This window comes from Neptuniibacter sp. QD34_54, from assembly GCF_047778055.1.
Lineage (GTDB): Bacteria > Pseudomonadota > Gammaproteobacteria > Pseudomonadales > Balneatricaceae > Neptuniibacter.
Genome location: NZ_CP180546.1, coordinates 548,851 through 572,318 on the forward strand (window position 1 = coordinate 548,851; position 23,468 = coordinate 572,318).

At 43.6% G+C, this 23,468-nt stretch carries 16 protein-coding genes; 12 read left to right on the forward strand and 4 right to left on the reverse strand.

Features of this window, described 5'->3' with window-relative positions:
- Positions 1 to 81: 81 nt before the first annotated feature.
- The 3 genes from ACMXYP_RS02320 to ACMXYP_RS02330 all read right to left on the reverse strand — a co-directional run bounded on the left by ACMXYP_RS02320 (position 82) and on the right by ACMXYP_RS02330 (position 6,133).
- A complete protein-coding gene (locus tag ACMXYP_RS02320) occupies positions 82 to 1,641 on the reverse strand; it encodes a PAS domain-containing methyl-accepting chemotaxis protein (RefSeq protein ID WP_415883394.1) in 1,560 nt (519 codons plus the stop codon).
- 295 nt (positions 1,642 to 1,936) lie between these two features.
- Positions 1,937 to 4,978 carry an EAL domain-containing protein gene (locus tag ACMXYP_RS02325; RefSeq protein ID WP_415883395.1) on the reverse strand — a complete coding sequence of 1,014 codons (3,042 nt, stop codon included), beginning with the start codon at positions 4,976 to 4,978 and terminating at the stop codon, positions 1,937 to 1,939.
- A 3-nt stretch (positions 4,979 to 4,981) separates the two neighbouring features.
- Positions 4,982 to 6,133: a substrate-binding domain-containing protein gene (locus ACMXYP_RS02330; RefSeq protein ID WP_415883396.1), complete on the reverse strand. Its 1,152-nt coding sequence runs from the start codon at positions 6,131 to 6,133 to the stop codon at positions 4,982 to 4,984.
- A gap of 303 nt (positions 6,134 to 6,436) precedes the next feature.
- Here ACMXYP_RS02330 and ACMXYP_RS02335 point away from each other — a divergent pair, with 303 nt between their 5' ends.
- From ACMXYP_RS02335 to ACMXYP_RS02345, 3 genes are all read left to right on the forward strand, one after another.
- Positions 6,437 to 7,516, forward strand: a complete 1,080-nt coding sequence (locus tag ACMXYP_RS02335) for a WD40/YVTN/BNR-like repeat-containing protein (RefSeq protein ID WP_415883397.1) — start codon at positions 6,437 to 6,439, stop codon at positions 7,514 to 7,516.
- On the forward strand, positions 7,509 to 9,881 hold the full coding sequence (locus ACMXYP_RS02340; RefSeq protein WP_415883398.1) for an efflux RND transporter permease subunit: 2,373 nt from the start codon (positions 7,509 to 7,511) through the stop codon (positions 9,879 to 9,881). The genes ACMXYP_RS02335 and ACMXYP_RS02340 overlap by 8 nt, the downstream gene beginning before the upstream one ends.
- Before the next feature lie 112 nt (positions 9,882 to 9,993).
- Positions 9,994 to 10,428 carry an REP-associated tyrosine transposase gene (locus ACMXYP_RS02345; RefSeq protein ID WP_415883399.1) on the forward strand — a complete coding sequence of 145 codons (435 nt, stop codon included), beginning with the start codon at positions 9,994 to 9,996 and terminating at the stop codon, positions 10,426 to 10,428.
- Positions 10,429 to 10,577: 149 nt separating this feature from the next.
- Here ACMXYP_RS02345 and fliT read toward each other — a convergent pair whose 3' ends face one another.
- Positions 10,578 to 10,889 (reverse strand): flagellar protein FliT, encoded by a 312-nt coding sequence (gene fliT, locus ACMXYP_RS02350; protein ID WP_415883400.1) that lies wholly within the window; start codon positions 10,887 to 10,889, stop codon positions 10,578 to 10,580.
- Positions 10,890 to 11,134: 245 nt separating this feature from the next.
- Here fliT and ACMXYP_RS02355 point away from each other — a divergent pair, with 245 nt between their 5' ends.
- The 9 genes from ACMXYP_RS02355 (at position 11,135) to ACMXYP_RS02395 (ending at position 23,437) form a co-directional block, all read left to right on the forward strand.
- Entirely contained in the window at positions 11,135 to 13,117 is a 1,983-nt protein-coding gene (locus tag ACMXYP_RS02355) for a flagellin (RefSeq protein WP_415883401.1), read from the forward strand.
- Positions 13,118 to 13,377: 260 nt separating this feature from the next.
- Positions 13,378 to 13,755, forward strand: coding sequence for a flagellar protein FlaG (locus ACMXYP_RS02360; RefSeq protein ID WP_415883402.1), 378 nt, complete (start codon positions 13,378 to 13,380; stop codon positions 13,753 to 13,755).
- Between the two features lie 47 nt (positions 13,756 to 13,802).
- On the forward strand, positions 13,803 to 15,887 hold the full coding sequence (gene fliD / locus ACMXYP_RS02365; protein WP_415883403.1) for a flagellar filament capping protein FliD: 2,085 nt from the start codon (positions 13,803 to 13,805) through the stop codon (positions 15,885 to 15,887).
- A gap of 54 nt (positions 15,888 to 15,941) precedes the next feature.
- Positions 15,942 to 16,346: a flagellar export chaperone FliS gene (gene fliS / locus ACMXYP_RS02370; RefSeq protein ID WP_415883404.1), complete on the forward strand. Its 405-nt coding sequence runs from the start codon at positions 15,942 to 15,944 to the stop codon at positions 16,344 to 16,346.
- Positions 16,347 to 16,531: 185 nt separating this feature from the next.
- On the forward strand, positions 16,532 to 17,953 hold the full coding sequence (locus tag ACMXYP_RS02375; RefSeq protein ID WP_415883405.1) for a sigma-54 dependent transcriptional regulator: 1,422 nt from the start codon (positions 16,532 to 16,534) through the stop codon (positions 17,951 to 17,953).
- A gap of 1 nt (position 17,954) precedes the next feature.
- Positions 17,955 to 19,058: a sensor histidine kinase gene (locus ACMXYP_RS02380; RefSeq protein WP_415883406.1), complete on the forward strand. Its 1,104-nt coding sequence runs from the start codon at positions 17,955 to 17,957 to the stop codon at positions 19,056 to 19,058.
- A 10-nt stretch (positions 19,059 to 19,068) separates the two neighbouring features.
- Positions 19,069 to 20,442 (forward strand): sigma-54-dependent transcriptional regulator, encoded by a 1,374-nt coding sequence (locus ACMXYP_RS02385; RefSeq protein WP_415883407.1) that lies wholly within the window; start codon positions 19,069 to 19,071, stop codon positions 20,440 to 20,442.
- A 220-nt stretch (positions 20,443 to 20,662) separates the two neighbouring features.
- Complete coding sequence (gene acs / locus ACMXYP_RS02390) at positions 20,663 to 22,615, forward strand: acetate--CoA ligase (RefSeq protein ID WP_415883408.1); 1,953 nt, start codon at positions 20,663 to 20,665, stop codon at positions 22,613 to 22,615.
- 156 nt (positions 22,616 to 22,771) lie between these two features.
- Entirely contained in the window at positions 22,772 to 23,437 is a 666-nt protein-coding gene (locus tag ACMXYP_RS02395; protein ID WP_415883409.1) for a response regulator transcription factor, read from the forward strand.
- The last annotated feature ends 31 nt before the right edge of the window (positions 23,438 to 23,468 follow it).

A 23,468-nucleotide genomic window follows, 5' to 3' on the forward strand; every position in this document is an offset into this window, starting at 1 on the left:
CCGAAAGGTCGGTATAAAAGTATTAGGGGGATGGCGGTGGCCCTAGCTTAGCTAGGGCCTATAAAGGGTTTGCGGCGTGAATTAAACCGTAAAGGTCTTCATCATAGAGCGTAGGTCTGTTACCAATTTATGCAGATTGTTGCTGGCATTGTTGGTTTGCTCTGCAGCGGTCATATTGCTACTAGCAATATCACGAATATTAAGGATATTGTTGTTGATCTCATCGGATACAGAACTTTGTTGCTCAGAAGCGCTAGCAACTTGAATACAGCGGTCAGATACTTCAACCATGGCCTCAGATACAGAGTCAAATGATTGGCTTGCATCGTTAGCTAAATGTATTCCTTTTTGGGCTTGCTCTGAACAACGTTGCATAGTGTCGGCAGTTACTGCAACCTGCGTTTGAATGGCCTCGATAGTACTGCGGATTTCGCTGGTAGAAGTTTGGGTGCGTTGTGCTAGTGTGCGTACTTCGTCAGCTACTACGGCAAAGCCACGGCCTTGATCACCTGCGCGTGCTGCTTCAATAGCAGCATTGAGTGCCAGTAAATTCGTTTGTTCTGCGATATCGTTAATGATGTTAACGATTTGCTCAATAGATGAGGCTTGGTGTTTCAGCTCATCTGATGACTCTGAAGCTTTTTCTACATCTCTAACAAGCTCGGTGATGCTTTCGAGCATAACATCAATGTTCTCTTTACCATTATTAGCAAGGTCTGATGCCTTCTGAGTTGCTTGAGAAGTTTGAGCGGTATTTTGTGCTATTTCATGGGCTGTAGCGGACATTTGGGTTGCTGCGCTGGCAAGCATGTCACTCTCGCTATTTTGCTGCTGAATACCCGCGGTTGTTTGGTTTATTGCAGCATCTGTCTCGCTCATGACTTCACCAAGGGTTTCTATGCTGTCTTCAACTCGGCCAATAACAGTACGTAGGCGCGCACGCATCATGCGAGTAGCTAGATCAACAGAGCCTTGCTCGTGCATGTTTTCTGTCATCACTAATTGCGCTAACGGGTTGTTATAGATCTGGTCTGCAGTAGAGGAGATCTTTTTTAGGCCGCGGGTGCTAGCGAACAAAGCATAAAGCCCAACAGCAAATACTGTTAGCATTGCGATAGATTGATATAGCTCTGAAATAGGAGCGAAGTTTAAGGCGAGTATTCCGGCTCCCATTAAACCGGCAATGCCCATAATACGGGCAGCTAAACTGGTTGTTTTAACTGACTTAGGCGGAGACTTTCGGATCTTGCCATAGACCTGTTCAGCACGTTGGATCTGCTCTTGGGTTGGACGAGTACGGACTGATTGATAACCCGTTTTTGTCCCGTTGTTGTCGTAAATCGGCATGACATAGGCTTGAACCCAGTAATAGTCACCATTTTTACAACGATTTTTTACCATCCCCATCCAAGGTTGGTCATTTTTAATATGGTTCCACAGATCTTCAAAAGCTGCTGCAGGCATATCAGGATGCCTAACTAAGCAGTGAGGTTTACCGATGAGTTCTTCTTGAGTGTATCCAGCAACTTGGCAGAATTCTGGGTTTGCATAGGTAATGATACCACGGGTATCAGTAGTTGAAATAAGGCGAACATTTTCGGGATACACGTGTTCCCGATCTGTTGTGCGAACAGAAGCCATATCTGTCTCCAGTTTAATTCCGGTTTATTCTGGACGGGGATCTTTATATCCCGTGTAGTACTTATTCTTCCGTGCAGAACCACAGCAGATGTTTGTCTGCTTAATAACTTAGTATATTCATGTAAATGACAATTGCATGAAAATTCACTTACAAATTATAAGTTTTTATAGGGCTTGGACTGAACGGTCGGTATTCTTCCATGGCTTTAGCTTCCCTGCAATGGATACTCTGAAAATAAATATGGTTTTTTTGGATGAGCTCTTAATTTTTTATATTGTTAATATAATCAATTGGTTATGTAATGTTCGCATATTCTAGGAGGCGATCGCTGCTACCAGGTTTGCCTAGTAAGAAACCTTGGATTTCATCGCAATGATGATTCTTCAAAAAGCTAAGCTGTTCTTGGGTTTCTACGCCTTCAGCAACCACTTTGAGTTGTAATGAATGGGACATGGAGATAATTGCAGCGATGATATTTTCATCATCCGCATCACCTGGTACACCAGTAACAAAAGAACGATCGATCTTAACGGTGCTTACAGGTAGGCGTTTTAGATAGATGAGCGATGAATAGCCGGTGCCAAAGTCATCTACGGATAAGTTAACACCAAGATCGCATATCTGTTGGAGTTTGTTGATGACTTTGTCTAGGTCATCAATAGCAAGTGTTTCGGTGATCTCAAGCTCCAGTAGTGAAGGAGCAAGGTCACTATCAATCAGTGCGCCTTTGATATCGTCGATTAAATTGGGATCATAAATCTGTCTGGCCGAGAGGTTAACTGATACAGGCATCGGCTTTTCTGGATTGATGTTCCAAGCTTTTGCTGCGTGGCAGGCTTGGCTTAAAATCTCTCTTCCCAGTTCTACAATGAGGCCTGTTTGCTCTGCAAGCTCGATGAATTTCCCTGGTGGCACCATTCCTTTTTCTGGATGGTTCCAGCGAGCTAGTGCTTCAGCACTCAGGATATCTTCACCATTGATATGGAAACGAGGTTGATAAACCACAAAGATTTCTTGGTGATGCAGGGCAAGCCTAAGGTCTTCTTCCAAGCGAGTTTGCGCTTCAGCCTTTTGGTTGACCTCTTGGTCATAAAAAAGAATGCCGTTTCTGCCTTTCTCTTTCATGTGATACATCGCTGTATCTGCGTTAGTAAGTAGCTCTTTCGCATCTTTGCCGTCATCTGGATATAGGGCAATGCCGATACTTACCGGAGCGTTGCTTGTGAAGTTGTCGAGCTGGAATGGCGTTCTTAATGATTCGATGATTCGATGAGAAATATGACTGACTGTGTCGACGTTATCGATACTTTGTAAAATCACGCCAAATTCGTCCCCACCTAGGCGAGATACGGTGTCGTCAGGTCGGATAAAGCCGGAGATGCGGTTGGCAGTAGCCTTAAGTAATTCGTCACCCGCGGCATGCCCATATGTGTCATTGATGTTTTTAAAGCGATCAATATTGATAAACAGTAAGCCAGTTTGACTCTTCTCACGATTAGAGCGTGCAATAGCTGAATGTAAACGATCGAAGAACAAACTGCGATTTGGTAATCCTGTTAGGCCGTCATAATGAGACAGTTTTTCAAGTTTGGTTTCTGTTTCTTTTTTTGCGCTAATATCAGAAAAAATCAGTACAAAGCGCTCTTCATCATCTTCCGTATACAAATTGCTGACCGAAAGCCATGCCGGAAAGGCTTGGCCGTTTGGCTTACGTATTTGGGTTTCGCCTTGCCAGCGTTTATCTTGTTTTAAACTATGGCGGATTTCTGGGTGTTCAGCGAAGAACCTACGGCTAAATTGATTGATAGTGAGGTCGTCAGAGCCGCAAAGCTGATGGCAGGCACTATTGCTAGTAATCATTTTTAGATGGGTATCAATAACCAAAATAGCTTCATCGGCTTGATCGAAAATTTGCCCTGCTAATTGGATATGGCTTTGTGCATCTTTGAGATCAGTTACATCAGTTACGATTCCACCAATGGCATAGACTTTTCCAGATTCATCAAACAGAGGGAATTTGGTACTTAAATAATTTCGGCGGCCTAGCTCAGTCGCACCTGTGTATTCGATTTGAATAGGGCTGTTTGTCTGGATAACTTCTAAGTCGCTGTTTCTAAGAGTATCGGCGTGTTGGGAACTGTAGAGCTCATGGTCAGTTTTTCCGATTACTTTTACTGAGCTATCTTTAATCAGATCATAATAATTAGGGCTGATCATCTGGTAGCGTAGATCAGCTCCTTTTATAAAGATGATGTTGGGTGTATTAGTGATAATGCCATTGAGTTGCTGTTCGTGCTCACTTATTCGGCCAACCATATGCTCTAAAGTTTTACCTAGCAGGTTAAATTCGGAGAAGTGACCCGGTTTAAAAGGTTCGGCATCACGATTGATCGCCATGTCTTCAGCATATTGAACTAAACGCACCAGCGATGTTTTTGTCAGTCGTGAGATCGCTAATACAGTTAGAAGCCCGATGATCAGCGCTGCTGAAATCGCCATGCCCAAATCTTTGGTATACGCGAGTTCTAGCGCAAGAATCGAGGAGTTCGGTAGCGTAGTCACAACTTTCAAATACTGTTGTGTGCTCAAAGAGAGTTGATAGTGGTGGATGATTCTATCGTCTTCGAATATCTCAAACAGAGTGTCTGGTTTTGATTGTAGGAGTGCTGTTCGTAGCTTAGGGGTGAGGGCTAAACTCGATGTGACTTGTTGATCAAAGTACAGCGCGACGGATTCTGCTCCGGTTAAACTTTGGATTTCACTAAGTAGTTTGAAGTGATCATTTAATAAGATAAATGCGTGTAATGTTCCAACGACTTCACCTAAATTATCGCTGATTATTGGGAAGGTAATTCGCATGAGTTGTTGGGATTGGGCTGTGTTCTGAGAAGATGTTTGTACCTTCCAGCTACGATTGGGGATGAACTCTTTAGTTAATTCATTAAGGTTGAGTTGCATGCCTAATAGCGAGGTACTAATAAATTCAAAGTGATCGCCTTCTTGTGTTTCTAGCACAAATGCATGAATGCTCTCTCCAGTCTGGCTTGCAAGTTGCTGCTGTAGAAATTGGTTAATATATTTATGGTTTTGTTTATCAATACCGTTCTTCAGAATATCGCGCTGACTAATTTGTTCGGCATTAAAGGCCGCTGCCTTTAGGTATTTGTCAAAGAATTGTTGGAGAACCTTTTGGTTACGGGAATGGGATAGATTGATCTCTTCCAGTAATGCTCGTTGAGAGCCTTGATAGGCAGGTATTAGCAGCACTAAAGCGACTACGGTGAGTGCGCAGAGTACAATAGATAAAATAGCTGTTGAGAACTTAAATTTTTTCAATGATTACTGCCCGTTACTGCTGTAGCGAAAAGCTCTTTTCTTTAGTTGCTCAATCTCATCCTTGTGTGTGTTCTTGCTCAATAAAACAATATCGCCTGAATAGATGTGAGGCACACTACTACTTTGGCCTGAAATATCCATCTTTATTGCCTCAGCCATTGCGACACTACTGTCGTCATTCATTCGCATAACAGTGAGGTCTAATTTTCCTTCAAGGAGTGCCTCTATTTCCCTATCGCCGCCGCCCCAACCATTTAGAGTTACTTGATCACTTAGATTGTTTTCATCTAAAGCTTTGAGTGCACCTAAAGCTATATCGGTTGAGCAAGCAAAAATCATATTTAAATCAGGTGTCTTTTTAAGGGAGGCGAGTGTTGCTTTATAAGCAATTTCGCTGATTCCTTTTGTGTAGTAACTGCTTACTAATTTTAGGTCGGTATTGTTTGCAGCTTGTTGTGTAAATGTATCTCCACGCATCTGGCTTACATATCCCTGAGAGAAGTACAGCATGGAATAAGTGCCTTGTGGATGCTGGGTTAACATCTGATTTGCAAGAAGCTGAGTCCCTTTTTCATGGTCAAAACCGGTATAGAGAAAGGGCTTTAGTTGCTGCCATTGTTGAAGTGGGGTTGTGATGTTTTGCAGAATTAATTTAGGTTTTCCGCGTAGTAAAATTCGTTCGATCATCGCTTGATGGCGAAGAGCGTCAAGTGTGTAGATTAAATAGTCGGGTTTCCAAGCGATTGCGTCGTTAAGTTGTTCGCTCTGCAGTGAAATATCGACAGTGGGCCGGGAAAAATAACTGTTAATATCATAGGAAATATTAAGTTCGGATAAGCGCTTTTCAAGGGTGCTTACGCTTCTTCTCCAGTAGTCTGAAGATTGTTCTGCCGGATAGATGATTGCAATTTTGATCGGTTTCTCATTGCTTGTTTGTAAGGGAGAGGCTTCGTTACGCACTATTTGAGAAAACGTCAGCATCTTTTGGCGTTGTTCGGGGTGTTCTAATAAGTAGTCAGAAACACGAATATATTGATCGTTGTCATTGGCAGTAGCGCATAGGGAAAGGCCGCTGGCAATTAAAATCGTGGCTAAATGCACGAAGAAGTTACGAATAGGTTTAAGCATATCTATTTTGAGCCCTACAACAAGCATAGGTTAAACCTAGCATGGAAGTTGATGTTTGAATATGCGTTATGTCATATAAATGTAATAAATTTTATTGGTAACTATCTGTTTCTAATGGCAGTTTTTTATATAAGAGAAAGCCTAAATTATCAGTTTTAAATATTCGTATTTGATGTGCGCTGGTGAGCAAATTTTGTACTGATCTTCAATCAGTATTAAATTGCTGACTATTATTGTTAGTGATTATGCGGATGGATGTTATTGAGCAAAAGGTGGCTTTGTAGCAAGCTGCCATAATCCTCCCGACAAAAATAATAATTGGGTTTTTGCATGCTGAAACGATTGCCAACAGCGCTACTGAGTATAGCGCTCTTGTTAAATATAGGATTGGTAAAAGCTGATAGATTACAGCTTTCTGCTTTAGAGCAAGGCGGCTTGGATAGTAGCTTGCTGCTTGATATTGATGTTGCCGGTCAAAGATTGGTTGCTGTGGGCGAGCAAGGAGTCATTATCTTCTCGGATGATGAAGGTGAAAAATGGCAACAAGCTAAAGTGCCTGTCAGTACCATGCTGACGGCTGTTAACTTCTTTAATCATGCAGCTGGTTGGGCAGTAGGGCATGATGGCGTACTGCTCTCAAGTAAAGATTCAGGTGCACAATGGCAGTTAATACTAAATGGCAACCAGCTCAACCAATTGCGTGTCAAAGCTATTGAAAAATCGATCTCAGAAATTTCTGCGCAAGAATATGATCCAGTTGAGTTAGAAAACCTCGAATACCAACTAGATGATGCTTTGTTCGTAGCAGATGAAGGAGCAAGCTCTCCATTATTAGATATCGCATTTATCGATTCCCAAAAAGGGTTTGCTGTAGGTGCATACGGCCTTTTTATTCAAACAGAGGACGCGGGTGCTAGTTGGCATTACACAGGCCATAAATTACCTAACCCTGAAGGCCTTCATTTTAATCGACTGTTCTACTCCAAACAGGGTGAGTTGTTTGTGCTAGGTGAAGCTGGTTTGTTACTAAAAAGCAATGATAAAGGCTTGAGCTGGGAAAGCCTTTCTTTACCATATCAGGGCTCTTTTTTTTCTATGGTGGAAGGTGATGAGCTATATCTGATGGGGTTAAGAGGCAATGCGTTGAAAAGAGTTGAATCGGGAGTTTGGGAGCAAATAGAACTACCTGTTAAATCGACAATTAATGACGCAGTGGAAGTGGATGGAAAAGTATATCTAGTAGGGCAAGGTGGGGCGCTTTTACAAAAGGCTGCGAGCGGCTTTGAGGCTTTTTCTAAGCGAGGATTGTTGAGTTATTCAGCGGTGACCCATCTCGAGAATAAGCTTATAGCGGTAGGTGAGGTTGGTGTCACAAAGATCGCTTTAGAGGAGGGTGCTGAGAATGAATAAGCTATCCGCTCTTCTGTTATGGCCGATCAATACCAGTGAACGATTAGCTGAGACGCTTCTTTTTAGCTATCGCAAAGTATTACTGTTCATCTTTATATTGATAACAGCACTGCTAGCTTGGCAAGCATCTCAGGTTCGCCCTGATGCTAGTTTTGTGAAAATGATCCCTGCATCACACCCGTATGTGGAAAACTATATTGAATATCGTGATGACCTAGCGGGCCTTGGAAATAGTATCCGAGTGGTTGTAGCTGCCAAAGAGGGTGATATTTTTACACCTGAATTTCAGACAACTTTAAAGCAAGTAACGGATGAGCTGTTTTTTATTCCAGGGGTGGACCGATCTGCACTTAAGTCTATCTGGACGCCAAATGTTCGTTGGACCGAGGTAACCGAGGATGGGTTTGTAGGCGGGCCTGTTATCCCTGCTAAATATGATGGTTCTAGCGCAAGTTTGGAGCAGGTAAGAACCAATATCTTACGTTCTGGGCAAGTCGGCATTCTGGTAGGTAACGATTTTAAATCGGCCATGGTGCAGGTTCCGCTATTTGATTTACATCCTGAAACCGGTGAAAAACTAGATTACCAGGCTTTCTCCGAGCAGTTGGAGACTCTAGTACGAGACAAGTACAGCTCAGATCAAATTGATATTCATATGACAGGGTTTGCCAAAATCGTTGGTGACCTTATTGATGGTGCGACTGAAGTTGCCTTGTTCTTTGCTGTGGCCATAGTTGTTACGTTGCTATTGCTTTATCTCTATTCTGGTAGCGTGATGGGCACCATCGTTCCACTGGTTTGCTCACTGGCTGCGGTTATTTGGCAGTTAGGTCTTCTCAATCTGCTTGGATATGGTATCGATCCCTATTCGATGTTGGTGCCGTTTTTGGTGTTCGCCATAGCGGTTAGTCATGGTGTGCAGATTGTAAATACGATCACTTTAGAATCGGCGACTAAAGGCTCGAGTAAGCTGGTTGCGGCACGACATGCTTTTAAAGCGATCTATATTCCAGGTATTACTGCGCTAATTTCTGACGGAATCGGGTTTATCACTTTAATGGTGATAGAGATTGAGGTAATTCAAGATCTGGCGGTTGCAGCTTCTCTGGGTGTTGCAGTTATTGTGCTGACTAACCTGATGCTATTGCCATTACTTATGAGTTACGTCGGGGTGGGTAAGCGAGCGATAACAAAAGCTAAACGAAGTATTGAATCGGAAAGTTCATATTGGCATTACCTGAGCTTTTTCTCCCGCCCTATAGGTGCAACGATCGCGGTAACGACTGCTTGCATTATGTTGGTGCTAGGTTTGTATGGTAGTAAGGATCTACAAATAGGAGATCTTGATGCAGGAGCCCCAGAGCTTCGTGCTGACTCTCGTTATAACTTGGATAATCAGTTTGTAACCTCTAATTACTCGACATCCAGTGATGTGTTTGTGGTGATGGTCACTACACAAGAGGAGCAGTGTAGTCATTATAAAACTTTAGAGGTTGTGGACAGATTTCAGTTCTATCTGCGATCCATTAAAGGTGTTCAATCCAGCATATCCTTAGTTGACGTATCCGAGCGTGTTACCGCAGGCCTTAATGAGGGCAGTCTAAAGTGGCGAACAGTGCTGCGTAACCAATACGTGATTAATGCCTCACTTTCTCATGTGCCAGCAGGTTTGATGAACTCAAATTGTTCTTTACTACCTGTAATCGTGTTCTTGGATGATCATAAAGCCCAGACACTCAAAGATATAACAGCGGCAGTCGATAATTTTGCTGCTGAATACGGCACAGAAGATATCCAATTTAAAATGGCTGCAGGTAAGGCAGGTTTTGAGGCGGCAACCAATGAGGTCATTGAAACAGCCCAATATGAGATGCTGATTTGGGTTTACTCTGTTGTGAGCTTACTCTGCTTGCTGACGTTTAGGTCGATAAGAACAGTTATCTGTATTATCGCGCCTCTAGCGTTAACCTCTGTACTTTGTCAGGCCTTAATGGCTCAGTTGGGCATTGGCGTAAAGGTGGCGACCCTGCCCGTGATTGCTTTAGGTGTAGGCATAGGTGTGGATTATGGCATCTATATCTATTCCAAAATGCAGACCTTTCTCAAACAAGGTCATTCACTGTCCAAGGCTTATCTAGAAACTTTGCAAAGTACAGGGAAATCAGTTGCTTTCACCGGTTTAACCCTTGCGATTGGTGTAGTCCTTTGGACATTATCACCAATAAAGTTCCAAGCAGATATGGGAGTACTTTTAACCTTTATGTTTATCTGGAACATGCTTGGTGCGTTGATTCTATTGCCAGCAATCGCGTGTTTGCTGTTTCCGAGTAAGGATAAGTCTAAGGATAAAGCTAAGGTTCTTTAGCTTTTTGATATGGCTTTATCGGCCACAGGGTGGCCTCCTACTGGTATGTTGGTTGGAGCTCACCCAGTGAGCGAAAAATTAGATTTAAATCAAATAACACAAGGATGTGTATATGAGAAAAGGAAATGCGAGTGCGCTTCGCAGAGGTAGGTATAGTTGTACAGGACATATCTATCACATCATCATAACTTGCAAAAATCGATATCCCTTTTTTAACGATCCTTCGCTAGCTAGGTATGCTGTTCTGTGTTTAAAGCGTTTAACTCCAGAAGCATTCACTTTGGCATTTGTTGTTATGCCGGACCATATTCATTGGCTAATGAAGCTTAATGATATAAAGAATCTTTCTGAAACGGTGAGACTGTTGAAAGTCATGGTTACGCAAAAAGCCGGAACACCGATTTGGCAGTCAGGATATTATGATCATGCGTTGAGAAAGGAGGAAGCGATAGAGGATGTGGCGCGTTACATTGTGTTAAATCCGGTTAGGGCCGGGTTGTGTGAAAATGTGAGGCAATACCCTTGGTGGGATTACGTCTATCTATAGGGACGTTGCCTTCCATCAAAACGATTTGTAGGAGCTCACCCCGTGAGCGAAAGAAGGTTAATGAGGTGTTCTGTAATATCGGCCAAGGGTTGGCCTCCTACGGGTGTAGCGTAGGAGCTTACCCCGTGAGCGAAAGATGCTTCCTACAATTATTTAAATGCATCTAAGGCTTTCTGCATCTTGGTGGCTTTCTGTAGGGTCTTCTTTTCTTGCACTAACTGTTTTTTTGTTTTGTCAGCAAGTGATTCTGTTTCGCGATTCAAGGTTCTTACTTGAATTAAAATATCTCTTAGTTTGGTTGCTAGCTCGGAAGGCACGTCAGCTATGGCTAGCTGCGAAACAAGTTCGCCATGTTCGGATTGTAGCTCCTGAACTAAATTCCAATTATCTTCTTTAGCAGCACTGTTCATCTTTTCTGCTTGAGCTAAAGCGGTTTGGGCTTTTTCAATTAAAACGCTCATTTAATTATTCCTGCAAAATTTTTCTAATGCTAAGTGTGTGCTTGCCGATAACAAAAATCAACGAGGCGTTACGAGCAAATAAGAAAGCTTCGGAAAAAATATAAATTTTTTCTAAAGCGTTTTTGTTTGCGGTCGATAACACTCTCAAGCTTGGATTTCCTAACCCCTTTTAAATCGGGAAATTCGGACAGCAAACTATTTTATTACGGCCGGTCAGACTCGGCTGAATGTGAGGAGAAAATCTCATGGCAATGGTAATTAACTCAAACATTATGTCGCTGAACGCTCAGCGTAACTTGACCCTTTCTCAGGGTGAACAGAACCAAGCTATGGAGCGTTTGACAAGCGGTAAGCGTATCAACTCTGCAGCAGACGATGCGGCGGGTCTAGCGATCTCTAACCGTATGACTTCTCAGGTTCGTGGTCTTGATCAGGCAATCCGTAACGCGAATGACGGTGTATCTCTTATCCAAACTGCTGAAGGTGCTTTGGACGAGTCTACAAACATCTTGCAACGTATGCGTGAACTATCTATCCAGTCTGCCAACGGTACTTACGATGAAGGTAACCGTTCTACATTGAATGCAGAGGTTCAGCAGCTAGTAGCTGAGCTTGATCGTATCGCGGAGACAACTGCATTCAACGGTCTTAACATTCTTGACGGTACTTTAGGCAAAGTGGATCTGCAGGTTGGTTCTGAAGCTAATCAGACCATTGAATTAAATATTCAAGGTATGGATGCAGATACTCTAGGTCTTGGTTCTACAAGTGTTGACCTGTTAGGTGGCGCGAATACGCTTGTTGCTGATACTACTGCATTGGCACATAACGATGTGTTAGTTAACGGGCAGTCAATCCTAGCTGTTGGTGAAACCTGGACTGGTGGTACTGACGACATGGATGAGTTAGTTAACAAAATCAACGAAAATGTAAACGGTGTTACAGCTAGTACTGTTGTTAGTAAAACCGCTGGGGCTGTAGGTGATGGTGTATTGGCAGATGCAGAGGTCTTTACAGTTAACATTACAAACCTTGATGGTGGTACGTCTTCTATCTCTGTAAAAGATACTGAGAGCCTAGAAGAGCTAGCCGATAAGCTTAACGAAGAAGGTGGTGGTTTAATCTCGGCTTCAATCGGTGATGATGGCAAATTAACAATTACAGCTGAAAATGTTGAAAACTTTACCATTGTTGATGCTGGTGATGCGGGTGGTACCATAGCTGGTGCGCAAACAGCTTCCCTTGCCCTTACTTCTGATAGTGGTGATGACATTACCGTTACTCGAGGTACTACAGGTACGCTTGCTGATCTAGAAGACCTAGGTTTCCGTGAAAATGATGCGGCGGGTGAAATCGAGGGTGAAGCTGTTAATGGTACTGCATTTGCTGTCGGTGATATCTCCATCAATGGTGTTGATGTTGGTGCGAGTGAGTCAGGTGGATTGCTAGATAAAGTAGATGCAATCAATGATATCAGTGATGAAACTGGTGTTACTGCAACAGTTTTCTCTGGTGTAGAAATTGATACATCTACAGCGACAGGTGCTTGGGCAGCTGGTGATTTCTCTATCAACGGTGAAGTTATCACATCAGGTGCAAACCTTGATGCGCTTGTGACAGCAATTAATGGTGTGAAAGATGCTACGGGTGTTACTGCGACCTTATCTGGTCAGAACCTGATACTAGAAGGTGAAGTGTCTCAGATTGCATTTGGTTCTGCAGCTGGTACACCTGATGCAGGTGCTGCTCTAACAGCAATTCTTGGCGGTGGTGTTACGGTTGCCGATGCTGCAGGCGGTATCAAGCTTGAGTCTGAATCTGGTGCTAGCATCAGTGTTGAGCATAAAGATGCAGCGGCACAAGCTAAGTCTGGCCTACTAGATGCAAACTCTGCTGGTGGCGGTAAGTTTGGTGCGGCGGTAAGTAGTATTGATATCTCTACTGCAAACGGTGCGCAGAAAGCAATCGATGTAATTGATAATGCCCTAGAAACTATCAACGAAACTCGTGGTGATCTGGGTGCGATCAACAACCGTCTAGACTTCACTGTGAATAACTTGGCAAACGTATCTGAGAACGTAGCGGCTGCCCGTTCTCGAATTGAAGATGCGGACTTCGCTGCAGAATCTGCAGCACTGTCTCGTGCTCAGGTACTACAGCAGGCAGGTACTGCAATGTTGGCTCAGGCAAATGCTGCGCCACAGCAGGTTCTATCACTGCTTCAGTAAGATAGTAGCTATAATGTTGTAGGAGGCCAGCCTTTTATGCCCTCTGGGTACTCTGGCCGATGAATCTTTTAAAGATTAATCGCTCACGGGGTGAGCTCCTACACAGAAAAGCCCTGCTAGTGACCTCTGGTTGCTGGTGGGGCTAAGTCGGTAGAAGATTTTGTAGGAGGCCAGCCTCTGGCCGAAAGTTTCCAAAGGAAAGGAATGATCGCTCATAGGGTGAGCTCCTACTGCAAAGAATTTAAAAAGAGGAATGCGTTATGGCTATAGAATCACTAAATGCTGCGAACAGTGCAGCTAACGTAGTTCAGCCTACCCAGCAGCCTCAGCAAGCAGAGCAGGTTCAGCGTCAGGCTGCGGAGTCGCAAAGCAATGAGCGTCTTCAAGAGCAAGCTAAACAAACGCAGGAACTCTCCGCTGAGAAGTTGGATGCTGCGATTGATCGTCTAAATGAGATGATGAAAAGCAGTCAGCGCTCTCTGAACTTTTCTGTAGATAACTCATCAGAAAAAGTAGTAGTTCAAGTGCGTGATCTAAGCACAGATAAAGTAATCCGTCAGATTCCAAATGAAGAAGCACTGCGTTTTGCGGAGTCATTTGATCGCATGATGGGCTTGATCTTTAACGAGGAAGCCTGAGACACTACGGGCTTCTTCCACTCACCTAAAAACCAGAGGCGTTGGCTATGAGTGATAGTATCATTAGATCACTGGGGGCCGGTTCTGGTATCGATACCTCCAGTCTAGTTAGTAATCTTGTTGAAATTGAGCGTGCGCCAAGAGAGCAGAGACTTGATAGCAAACAGGAAAGTCTTGAAGCACAAATTTCAGCTTACGGGATATTAAAAAGTACACTGTCAGAGTTTCAGAGTGCGATGGCTACGCTGGCTGATAATGATACTTTTAATGGTCGTTCTGTATCATTTCCTGACTCTGATGTGATTACACCCAACTCGGTAGATGCGGGGGCACAGACAGGTACATATCAGATAGAAGTAGTTGATGTTGCTCAGTCACAGTCCTTGGCGTCAGGGGCTTATGCTGATAAAGATGCTGCTTTAGGGGCGGATTATGCGGGCACATTAACCATTAGTTTTGGTCAGTGGACTTATGATGAAGATGCCGATCCAGGGGCCGATGTGGATACGGATCAAGACCCTTATAGCTTTACGACGAATGCTGATCGGGCTGCACTAAATATCACGGTAGAGGAGAGTGATTCTCTTCAAGATATTGCAGATAAAATTAATGAGGAAGATGCAGATGTTCAGGCATCTGTGTTGCTTGTTGATGGCCAATATCAGCTCCTGTTGACGGCACCGTCCGGTGAAAATAATGCCTTACGTATATCCAGTGATGATGCAACAAAAGGTGATAGCACGGGATTAAGTGTATTTGAATTTAATGAAACAGAGCATTCTCAAGTCACAGAAACTCAGCAGGGTAAAGATGCTGAAATTAAAGTAAATGGATTAACTGTCTATCGAGATACCAATGAGATAGATGATGTTATTCAGGGTTTTAATTTTTCTCTTAATAAAGCGGACCCTGGAACAAGTCTTACTTTTACTGTGAGTGCTGATACAGCCATTGCTGAACAAGCTGTGAGAGACTTTGTTGATGCGTATAACCTGTTTTTTGAAACATCATCCAATCTCACAGGTGTTTCAAGGGATGAAAATAACCAGATCGTCAAGGGTGACCTTTCAACAGACGGTACGGCTAAAACACTTATAAACCGTCTGCGTACCTCTGTAACGGCCTCTGTACCTGGTTTAGATTCAGGCTTTACGGCGCTGACTAATATAGGTGTGCGCACAGAGCTGGATGGCACGCTAGCGATAGATGAAGATGATTTTAGTGAAGCCTTTAGTGATAACTTTGATCTGATTGAAAGTTTGTTTGCTACTACAACAGAAAGTACTAATGATGAAGTCTCTGTAAAAGTGGGTAGCTATGCTTCAGATACACTAGCTGGTGATTATGAGGTTATTGTCACAACAAACCCTGAAAAAGCAACAGTAACAGGAAATGCGCAAACGCTTACGTTTGCTCCAACTACGACCCTTGGTGCTGATTATGCTTTTAAAATTACTGTCGATGGGGTGAAGTCCGAAGATATTATCCTCGGCGGGACATATTCGAGTATCGAAGAAGTCAGGGCTGACCTTCAAGCCATGATTAATGGTGATGCCAATATCAAAGATGCGAATATTGCTTTGGATGTTGGTTATAACGGCAGTGAATTCACCTTTACCTCTAGGGCTTATGGTAGTGCTTCCGAAATAGATTTTGATTCAGCTGATTTTGGTGTCAATGCTGGGCAGCTTGGTTTGACTGATCTGAATGATAATGGGGTTGATGCTGTGGGGACTATTGCAGGTGAAACTGCGTTTGGTTCAGGTAATGTCCTTTTGCCACCAATTGATTCCGATGCGTATGGTCTTAACTTTACTGTTGGCGAAAATGCGGTTGCTGCTGGTGCGGTGACAACAACATTCTCACGAGGGTTGGCAGGTGAATTGAGCAAGCTAATTGATGACCTATTAGCTAGCGATGGTTCAATACAAACTCGTGAAACCAATATTAATAATTCCTTAGAAGATATTACCGATGATCGCGCTGAGCTTGATCGAAAAATGGAAAAACTTGAGCTAAGGTTATATTCTCAGTTTTTAGCGATGGAGCGAATTGTCAGTAGCTTCCAGAGTACTGGTAATCAGTTGGACGGGATCTTAGATCGTTTGCCGTTTACAGCGTCAAGCTCTTAATTATTTGTATGTATTACGGCGAAGCCGTGTATTTAGTTATTTGTAGGTGTAACAATGAGCGTTAATCTGAACGCATTAAAGCAGTATCAAAGTGTTGATCTTCGGGCAACGGTAGAAACGGCTAGCCCGCATAAATTGATATCGATGCTATTGGATGGCGCGTTAGGTGCTTTAGCGAAAGCTAAAGGCTCAATTGAACGCAACGCTATTGAAGAAAGAACTCAGCATCTAAATAAGGCTACAGAGATCCTAGTCGGTTTGAAAGGTAGCTTGGATCTTGAGCAGGGTGGGGAGGTCGCTGCAAATTTAGATGCATTATATGACTATATGTTGCGCTCTATTATGTCTGCAAATCGTCATAATGATGCTGATAAGGTTCAGGAAGTGATGAATCTGATGCTTGAAATCAAACAAGGTTGGGCTGAGATGCCAAACGATATTCAAATCGGAGAGAAGTGATACGGATCATTTTTCTATCCTTATTTGAAAACCGCATATTTGCGGTTTTTTTTATGCCTGAAGAAATTTAGTCAAAAAAATAGCGGGTTTTGATTTGTGGATTAAAAGTGACAGTTTATTGACATTTCTCCTTTCTCGGTTAATTATTACCATTATTAACAAGCAGCTTTTAATAATGGTTAGGCATGTCTTCGGTTTTAGTCATAGATGATGATCTAAGTCGGCGGGAGCTTTTGAGTTCCGCTTTTTCTTTTCTTGATCAGCCGTGTGAATTTTGCGGTTTTGTTGATTGGTTTCAATCTAACAGTGAGATAAGCACAGATCAGATCAATTTGGTGCTGCTGGGTCAAAGTCAGCTACCTATCTCTTTAGAAAAGCTTGTTAAAGATTTTCAAGATAAGTTTGCTTCTATTGCTGTGGTGACGTTGGATGAATGGTCAGACGTTGCAGAACTGTCTGACTCCTTACGCCAGTGTGTGGTTGGGCAGCTTTCAGTTCCGTTTAACTATCAGCAGTTACTGGATTGTTTGCATCGAGCGCAGTTATTTAGATTGAGAGCAGATGATGCATCGCTTGCACAGGTCGATCTTTTCTCTGGATTAGTGGGTATTAGCCAGTCAATGTTGCAAGTGAGACGGGCGATGTCTCAAGTGGCTGGTAGAGATGTAAATGTCTTGATTACCGGTGAGTCAGGCACAGGTAAAGAGGTTGTAGCTCGCAGTCTTCATGATCATTCAGTGCGTAAAAATGGTCCTTTTGTACCTATAAACTGTGGCGCCATTCCTGCGGATCTTCTCGAAAGCGAGCTTTTTGGTCACGAAAAAGGCGCCTTTACTGGAGCGGTGTCTAGTCGACCTGGGCGTTTTGAGTTGGCTCAAGGCGGAACGCTTTTCTTGGATGAAGTTGGTGATATGCCGCTGCCTATGCAGGTTAAACTTCTTCGAGTATTGCAAGAGCGTAAGTTTGAGCGAATTGGTGGGACTAAAACCTTAGACGCTGATATTCGAGTGATCGCGGCAACGCATAAAAACTTGGAAGAGATGATCGAAACGGGTGAGTTTAGGGAGGATTTATATTACCGCCTAAATGTCTTCCCTATAGATATGCCGCCATTAAGAGAGCGTGCAGGTGACCTCCCTTTATTGCTGGATGAGCTCTCACGTCGACTTCCAGAGCAAGGTTTAGATGCTGTTCGTTTTCAAAATAGTGCGATAGCATCCCTGCAATTGCATCCTTGGCCCGGTAATGTGCGGGAACTCTCCAACTTAATTGAGCGTATGGCGATCCTTTACCCGAACGGCGTGGTTGGTGTTTCTGAGTTGCCGCCTAAATTTCAGAATGTTCCTGAGCCAAATCCTGAATTATACGAACAAGCCGAAAATGCTGTTTTATTAGAAGGGGGCGGTATTTCTCAAACTGTAGAGCTGGATAAGCTTCCAGATGAAGGTATTGATCTTAAAAAACATTTGGAAACAATCGAGCAGCGTTTATTAGAACAAGCGCTTACTGTAAATGACAATGTGGTTGCACGAGCTGCGGAGACGTTAAATATTCGACGGACCACTTTAGTAGAAAAAATGCGTAAATATGGGATGCAGCGTAAGTAATATGTCCAGTGAAGATCAGTATCTACAGCGCATAGAGCAATTAGAAAATGAGCTGTCTGCTAATAAGACGAAATTGGCTCAACTTGAAGCAAGTCAAAGTCAGAATAGCCAACAGCTGAATGATCGTTTTCAGCATTTGTTATCGGTTATGCCAGTTGGTGTAGTCATTATTGATGGCTCGGGAATTATTTCAGAAGTAAATTCGGTAGCCGAGAACTTGTTGGGTTCTCCTATCAAAGGACAGCCGTGGTTTAAGATAATTGAACGTAGCTTTGCTCCTCAAAATGATGATGGTCATGAAGTTTCATTAAAAGATGGCCGTAAAGTCAGTTTGATGACACGAGCAATGGATAATGAACCAGGGCAATTGGTGGTATTAACGGATCAGACCGAAACTCGTCTTCTTCAGGGGCGTTTGTCTCATTATCAGCGTCTATCTGAAATGGGGCGGATGATGGCGTCACTTGCGCATCAAATCAGAACGCCTCTATCGGCGGCCTTACTTTATGTTGATCATCTTAATCGCCCAGATCTATTGCAAGAGCAGCGTCAGAAATTTGCCACTAAAGCTAAATCTCGCCTGACTAATTTAGAACAGCAAGTTAGGGATATGTTAATTTTTGCGCGTGGTGAAATGCGTTTAGATGAGCAGGTAAGCTCTAAAGCACTGATGGCTGAACTAGAAGATATGCTCGATGTACCATTGGTAAACTACGATGCTGATTGTGACTGTGTGAATTCTGTCCCCGAATATAGTTTGCAGTGTAATAAAGAAGCGCTGTTAGGTGTTTGTAGTAATTTGATTGAGAATGCTCTGCAGGCTTGCGGTAAGGGTGCGGAGTTGATGGTTCGTTTCGCTGATCAGGACGGGAAGTTACGCATCGATGTTATTGATCAAGGGCCAGGAATGGGCGCAGATGAATTGAAGCGGGCGCTCGAACCATTTTATACCACCAAATCCCATGGTACGGGATTGGGCTTAGCGGTAGCTCAAGTTGTAGCGCATGCTCATCATGGTCAATTCTTACTTAATTCTCTGCCGGGTCAGGGAACTGTCGCCAGTCTAATTTTGCCGGCAATAACGTCTGCTTCGGAAGAGGGTTAAAAGATCTGCAATGGCTAATCGTATATTAATAGTTGAAGACGATAACGAGTTACGCGAAGCGCTTTGTGATACGTTGGAATTGGCAGGCTTTGAATATCTTGAAGCAGAAGATGCAGAAACCGCTTTGGATATTTTGACGCGTCAGCAGGTGGCTATGGTCGTAACCGATGTCAATATGCCGGGTATGGATGGGCATCAGTTGTTAGATAAGATTCACGAAACTTACCCTGCATTGCCGGTTATGCTTATCACTGCTTTTGGGCAAGTAAGCAAAGCGGTAGAGGCCATCAAAGCCGGTGCTGTCGATTACTTGATGAAGCCGTTTGATTCTGATGCCTTGATATCGTCAGTACGTCGCTTTGCGGTTGGAGAGACTGCGGCAAGTGAAATGGAGCAGCCTATAGCGGAAGAGCCTAGTAGTCAGCAATTACTGCAGTTGGCTCGTCGCGTAGCAGCGTCAGATTCTACAGTGTTGATCTCTGGAGAGTCAGGTACAGGTAAAGAAGTTTTGGCTCAATACATCCATAACCACTCTTCGCGGGCTAAGAAGCCATTTATTGCGATTAACTGTGCTGCAATCCCTGAAAATATGCTCGAAGCTACTTTGTTTGGACACGAGAAAGGGGCTTTTACTGGTGCCTATGCAAGTGCACCCGGTAAGTTTGAGCAGGCTGATGGCGGTACTTTGTTGCTTGATGAGATTTCCGAGATGGATCTTGGTTTACAGGCAAAGTTGCTACGTGTATTGCAGGAGCAAGAAGTGGAGCGAATTGGTGGTCGTAAAGTTATCAAGCTTAATATTCGTGTGTTGGCAACCACAAACCGCAAATTAGATAGCTACGTTGCAGAAGGTAAATTTAGAGAAGACTTATTCTATCGTCTTAATGTCTTTCCATTGCAATGGAAACCTTTGCGTGAGCGCTCGGCTGATATTGTGCCTTTGGCTGAAAGGCTTTTTGGTAAGTATTGCCAGAAAATGCAGCGTACTTCAGTTGCGTTATCTGATGATGTTAAGCGTTTGATGACCGATTATTCTTGGCCGGGTAATGTGCGTGAATTAGACAATGTTGTGCAGCGAGCTTTGATACTGCAATCCGGTACAGAAATCGGTGTTGCTGACCTTATGCTCAATCCTGAAGATATTTCACACACAACTGTACATGACGTGAATCAAGAAACTGATCAAGATGAAGATCTTTCAGGACAGTTGGGAGAGGGCGTTCGTCAGCGAGAATTTCAGCTGATTATAGATGCCCTAAAAGCTACTCACGGAAGTCGTAAGGAAGCAGCGGAAAATCTCGGGATAAGCCCGCGTACTCTGCGATACAAGCTAGCTAAGATGCGTGAACAAGGCTTGGATTTAGATAAATTGCTTGGTCGTTAATAGGCTTTTAAAGATCCCTTTTACGCGCTTTTAAAAAAAGCTTGTAGAGACTAAGGTCTTACACCGGATATACCAATGTCTAATTCAGAGGCCCGCTACCCCTTCTGTATAAATCTAGGTACTGATATAAAGCCTCAAACTGACTCGTAGAATAATAATATTGGAGTAGAGCGATCTGGGGTTATTTTAGAACTAAAACAATCAAGCTAAGGGCATCACGATGAGTGAAAAGGTATATCCAGTAAGTCCGGAGATTGCGGCAAACGCGCACATCGACAACGAAAAATATGAAGCGATGTATGAGCAATCAGTTAACGATCCGGATGCATTCTGGGGTGAAGCAGGTAAGCGCCTGGATTGGTTTAAGCCATACACTAAAGTTAAAAACACCACTTTCGATCCACACAATGTAGATATTCGTTGGTACGAAGATGGTACGTTGAACGCTTCTCACAACTGTCTTGATCGCCACCTAGAAACTCGTGGTGATCAGGTTGCTATCATCTGGGAAGGTGATGATCCAAGCGAATCTGAAAATATCACTTACCGTGATCTTCATGAGCGCGTTTGTAAGTTTTCTAACGCTCTTAAAGCTCGTGGCGTAGAGAAAGGCGATGTTGTAACGCTTTACATGCCTATGATTCCAGAAGCTGCTGTAGCTATGTTGGCATGTACTCGTATTGGTGCTGTCCACTCTATCGTATTTGGTGGTTTCTCTCCTGAAGCGCTAGCTGCTCGTATCGAAGGTGCGAAGTCTAAAGTTGTTGTAACGTCTAACTACTCTTTGCGTGCAGGCAAGTCTGTTCCGCTTAAAGCTAACGTAGACAAAGCGTTAGAGCATGATGCAGCTAAAGCGCATGTTGAAAGCGTAATCGTTGTTAAGCGCGTTGAGCAAGATGTTGCTTGGGATAGCAATGTTGATGTTTGGTACGAAGATCTAGTAGCTGAAGCATCTGCTGATTGCCCTGCTGAAGAGATGAACGCTGAAGATCCAATGTTCATTCTTTACACGTCTGGTTCTACTGGTGCGCCAAAAGGTCTGAAGCACACTACTGGTGGTTACATGGTTTACGCTTCCATGACTCACGAGTACGCGTTCGACTACAAAGAAGGTGATATCTACTGGTGTACTGCTGACGTAGGTTGGGTTACTGGTCACTCTTACATCGTATACGGACCACTAGCTAACGGTGCAACTTCACTAATGTTTGAAGGTGTTCCAAGCTACCCAGATAACAGCCGTTTCGGCCGTGTTATCGAAAAACACAAAGTTAACCAGTTCTACACTGCACCAACGGCTATTCGTGCATTGATGCAGCAAGGTGAAGATGTACTAGGTGATTCTGACCTATCTACACTACGTATCCTTGGTTCTGTAGGTGAGCCAATCAACCCAGAAGCTTGGGAATGGTACCACCGCATTATCGGTCAGGGTCGTTGCCCAATCGTTGATACTTGGTGGCAGACTGAAACTGGCGGTATGATGATTCTTCCTCTGCCAGGTGCTACTGCAGCTAAGCCAGGTGCAGCATCTCGTCCATTCTTCGGTATTCAGCCAGCACTTCTAGATGCTGATGGTAACGAGTTGGAAGGTGCGACTGACGGTAACCTAGTAATTAAAGATTCTTGGCCATCTCAGGCTCGTTCTATCTGGGGTGATCACGAGCGCTTTATCCAAACTTACTTCTCTACATACAAAGGTGTATACACTACTGGTGATGGTTGTCGTCGTGATGAAGACGGTTACTATTGGATCACAGGTCGTGTAGATGACGTAATCAACGTTTCTGGCCACCGTATGGGTACTGCGGAAGTTGAGTCTGCACTAGTAGCTCACGAAGCAGTTGCTGAAGCAGCAGTAGTTGGCTACCCGCACGAAGTTAAGGGTCAAGGCATCTACGTTTATGTAACTCTACAGTCTGGTTTCGAGCAGTCTGACGAGCTACTTAAAGAACTACGTATGCACGTACGTTCTGAGATCGGTCCAATCGCATCTCCAGACTTGATTCAATTCGCACCAGGCATGCCTAAGACACGTTCTGGTAAGATCATGCGTCGTATCCTTCGTAAGATCGCTGAAGACGATTTCGGTGCTTTAGGTGATACTTCTACACTTGCAGATCCATCTGTAGTAGATGACCTAATCGAAAACCGTATGAACCGTCAGGACTAATTCTTCTTATAAATTAGTCTGAAAAAACTCCTGTAAGTCGCGGATTACCCGAGACTTGCGGGAGTTTTTTGTTTTATAGTGGTATTCTCTTCACTGGATTAACCGTTCATTAACGGTTGGCGTTCGTCACAGGGTTCTTAAGGGGGAAGTGAACGCATGCAGTTAGCACAAAAAATTATTATTGCAGATGATCATCCGTTGTTCCGTGCAGCTTTAAAACAGGCTGTTACTCAGGCAATGCCTGGTGTAGAAACAATCGAAGCGGATTCGTTGGCTGCAGTGCAGGAAGCCGTGGATCAGCACTCTGATGCAGATCTGGTGTTATTAGATATTCATATGCCAGGCACTAATGGCTTTTCTGGTCTAGTGTTCTTGCGTGGTCAAAACCCGGGGATCCCAGTTGTGGTTGTATCTGGCAGTGAGCAACCGCATGTAATGAAGCGTGCTATTGATTACGGTGCTTCTGGCTTTATCCCGAAATCAGCGCCTCTCGAAACAATTGGTGAAGCCATTGTTGCTGTACTTGAAGGTGAGGAATGGTTGCCTCAGGAAGTAGCTGATAATTTAGGTGACGTAAGCGAAGATGACCAAAAGTTCGCTGCGGCATTATCTGCATTAACGCCTCAACAGTTCCGTGTATTGACGATGCTGACTGAAGGGTTGTTAAACAAGCAGATCGCTTATGAGTTAAACGTTTCTGAAGCGACGATCAAAGCGCACGTTACAGCTATTTTACGTAAGCTGGGTGTTCATAGTCGTACACAAGCGGTAATTGCTGCTCAGCGCCTTGGTGTCGAGCCGCCTAAGACTGATCTTGAGTAATACCTAAAATAAAGATTTTAAAAAAAGGCGC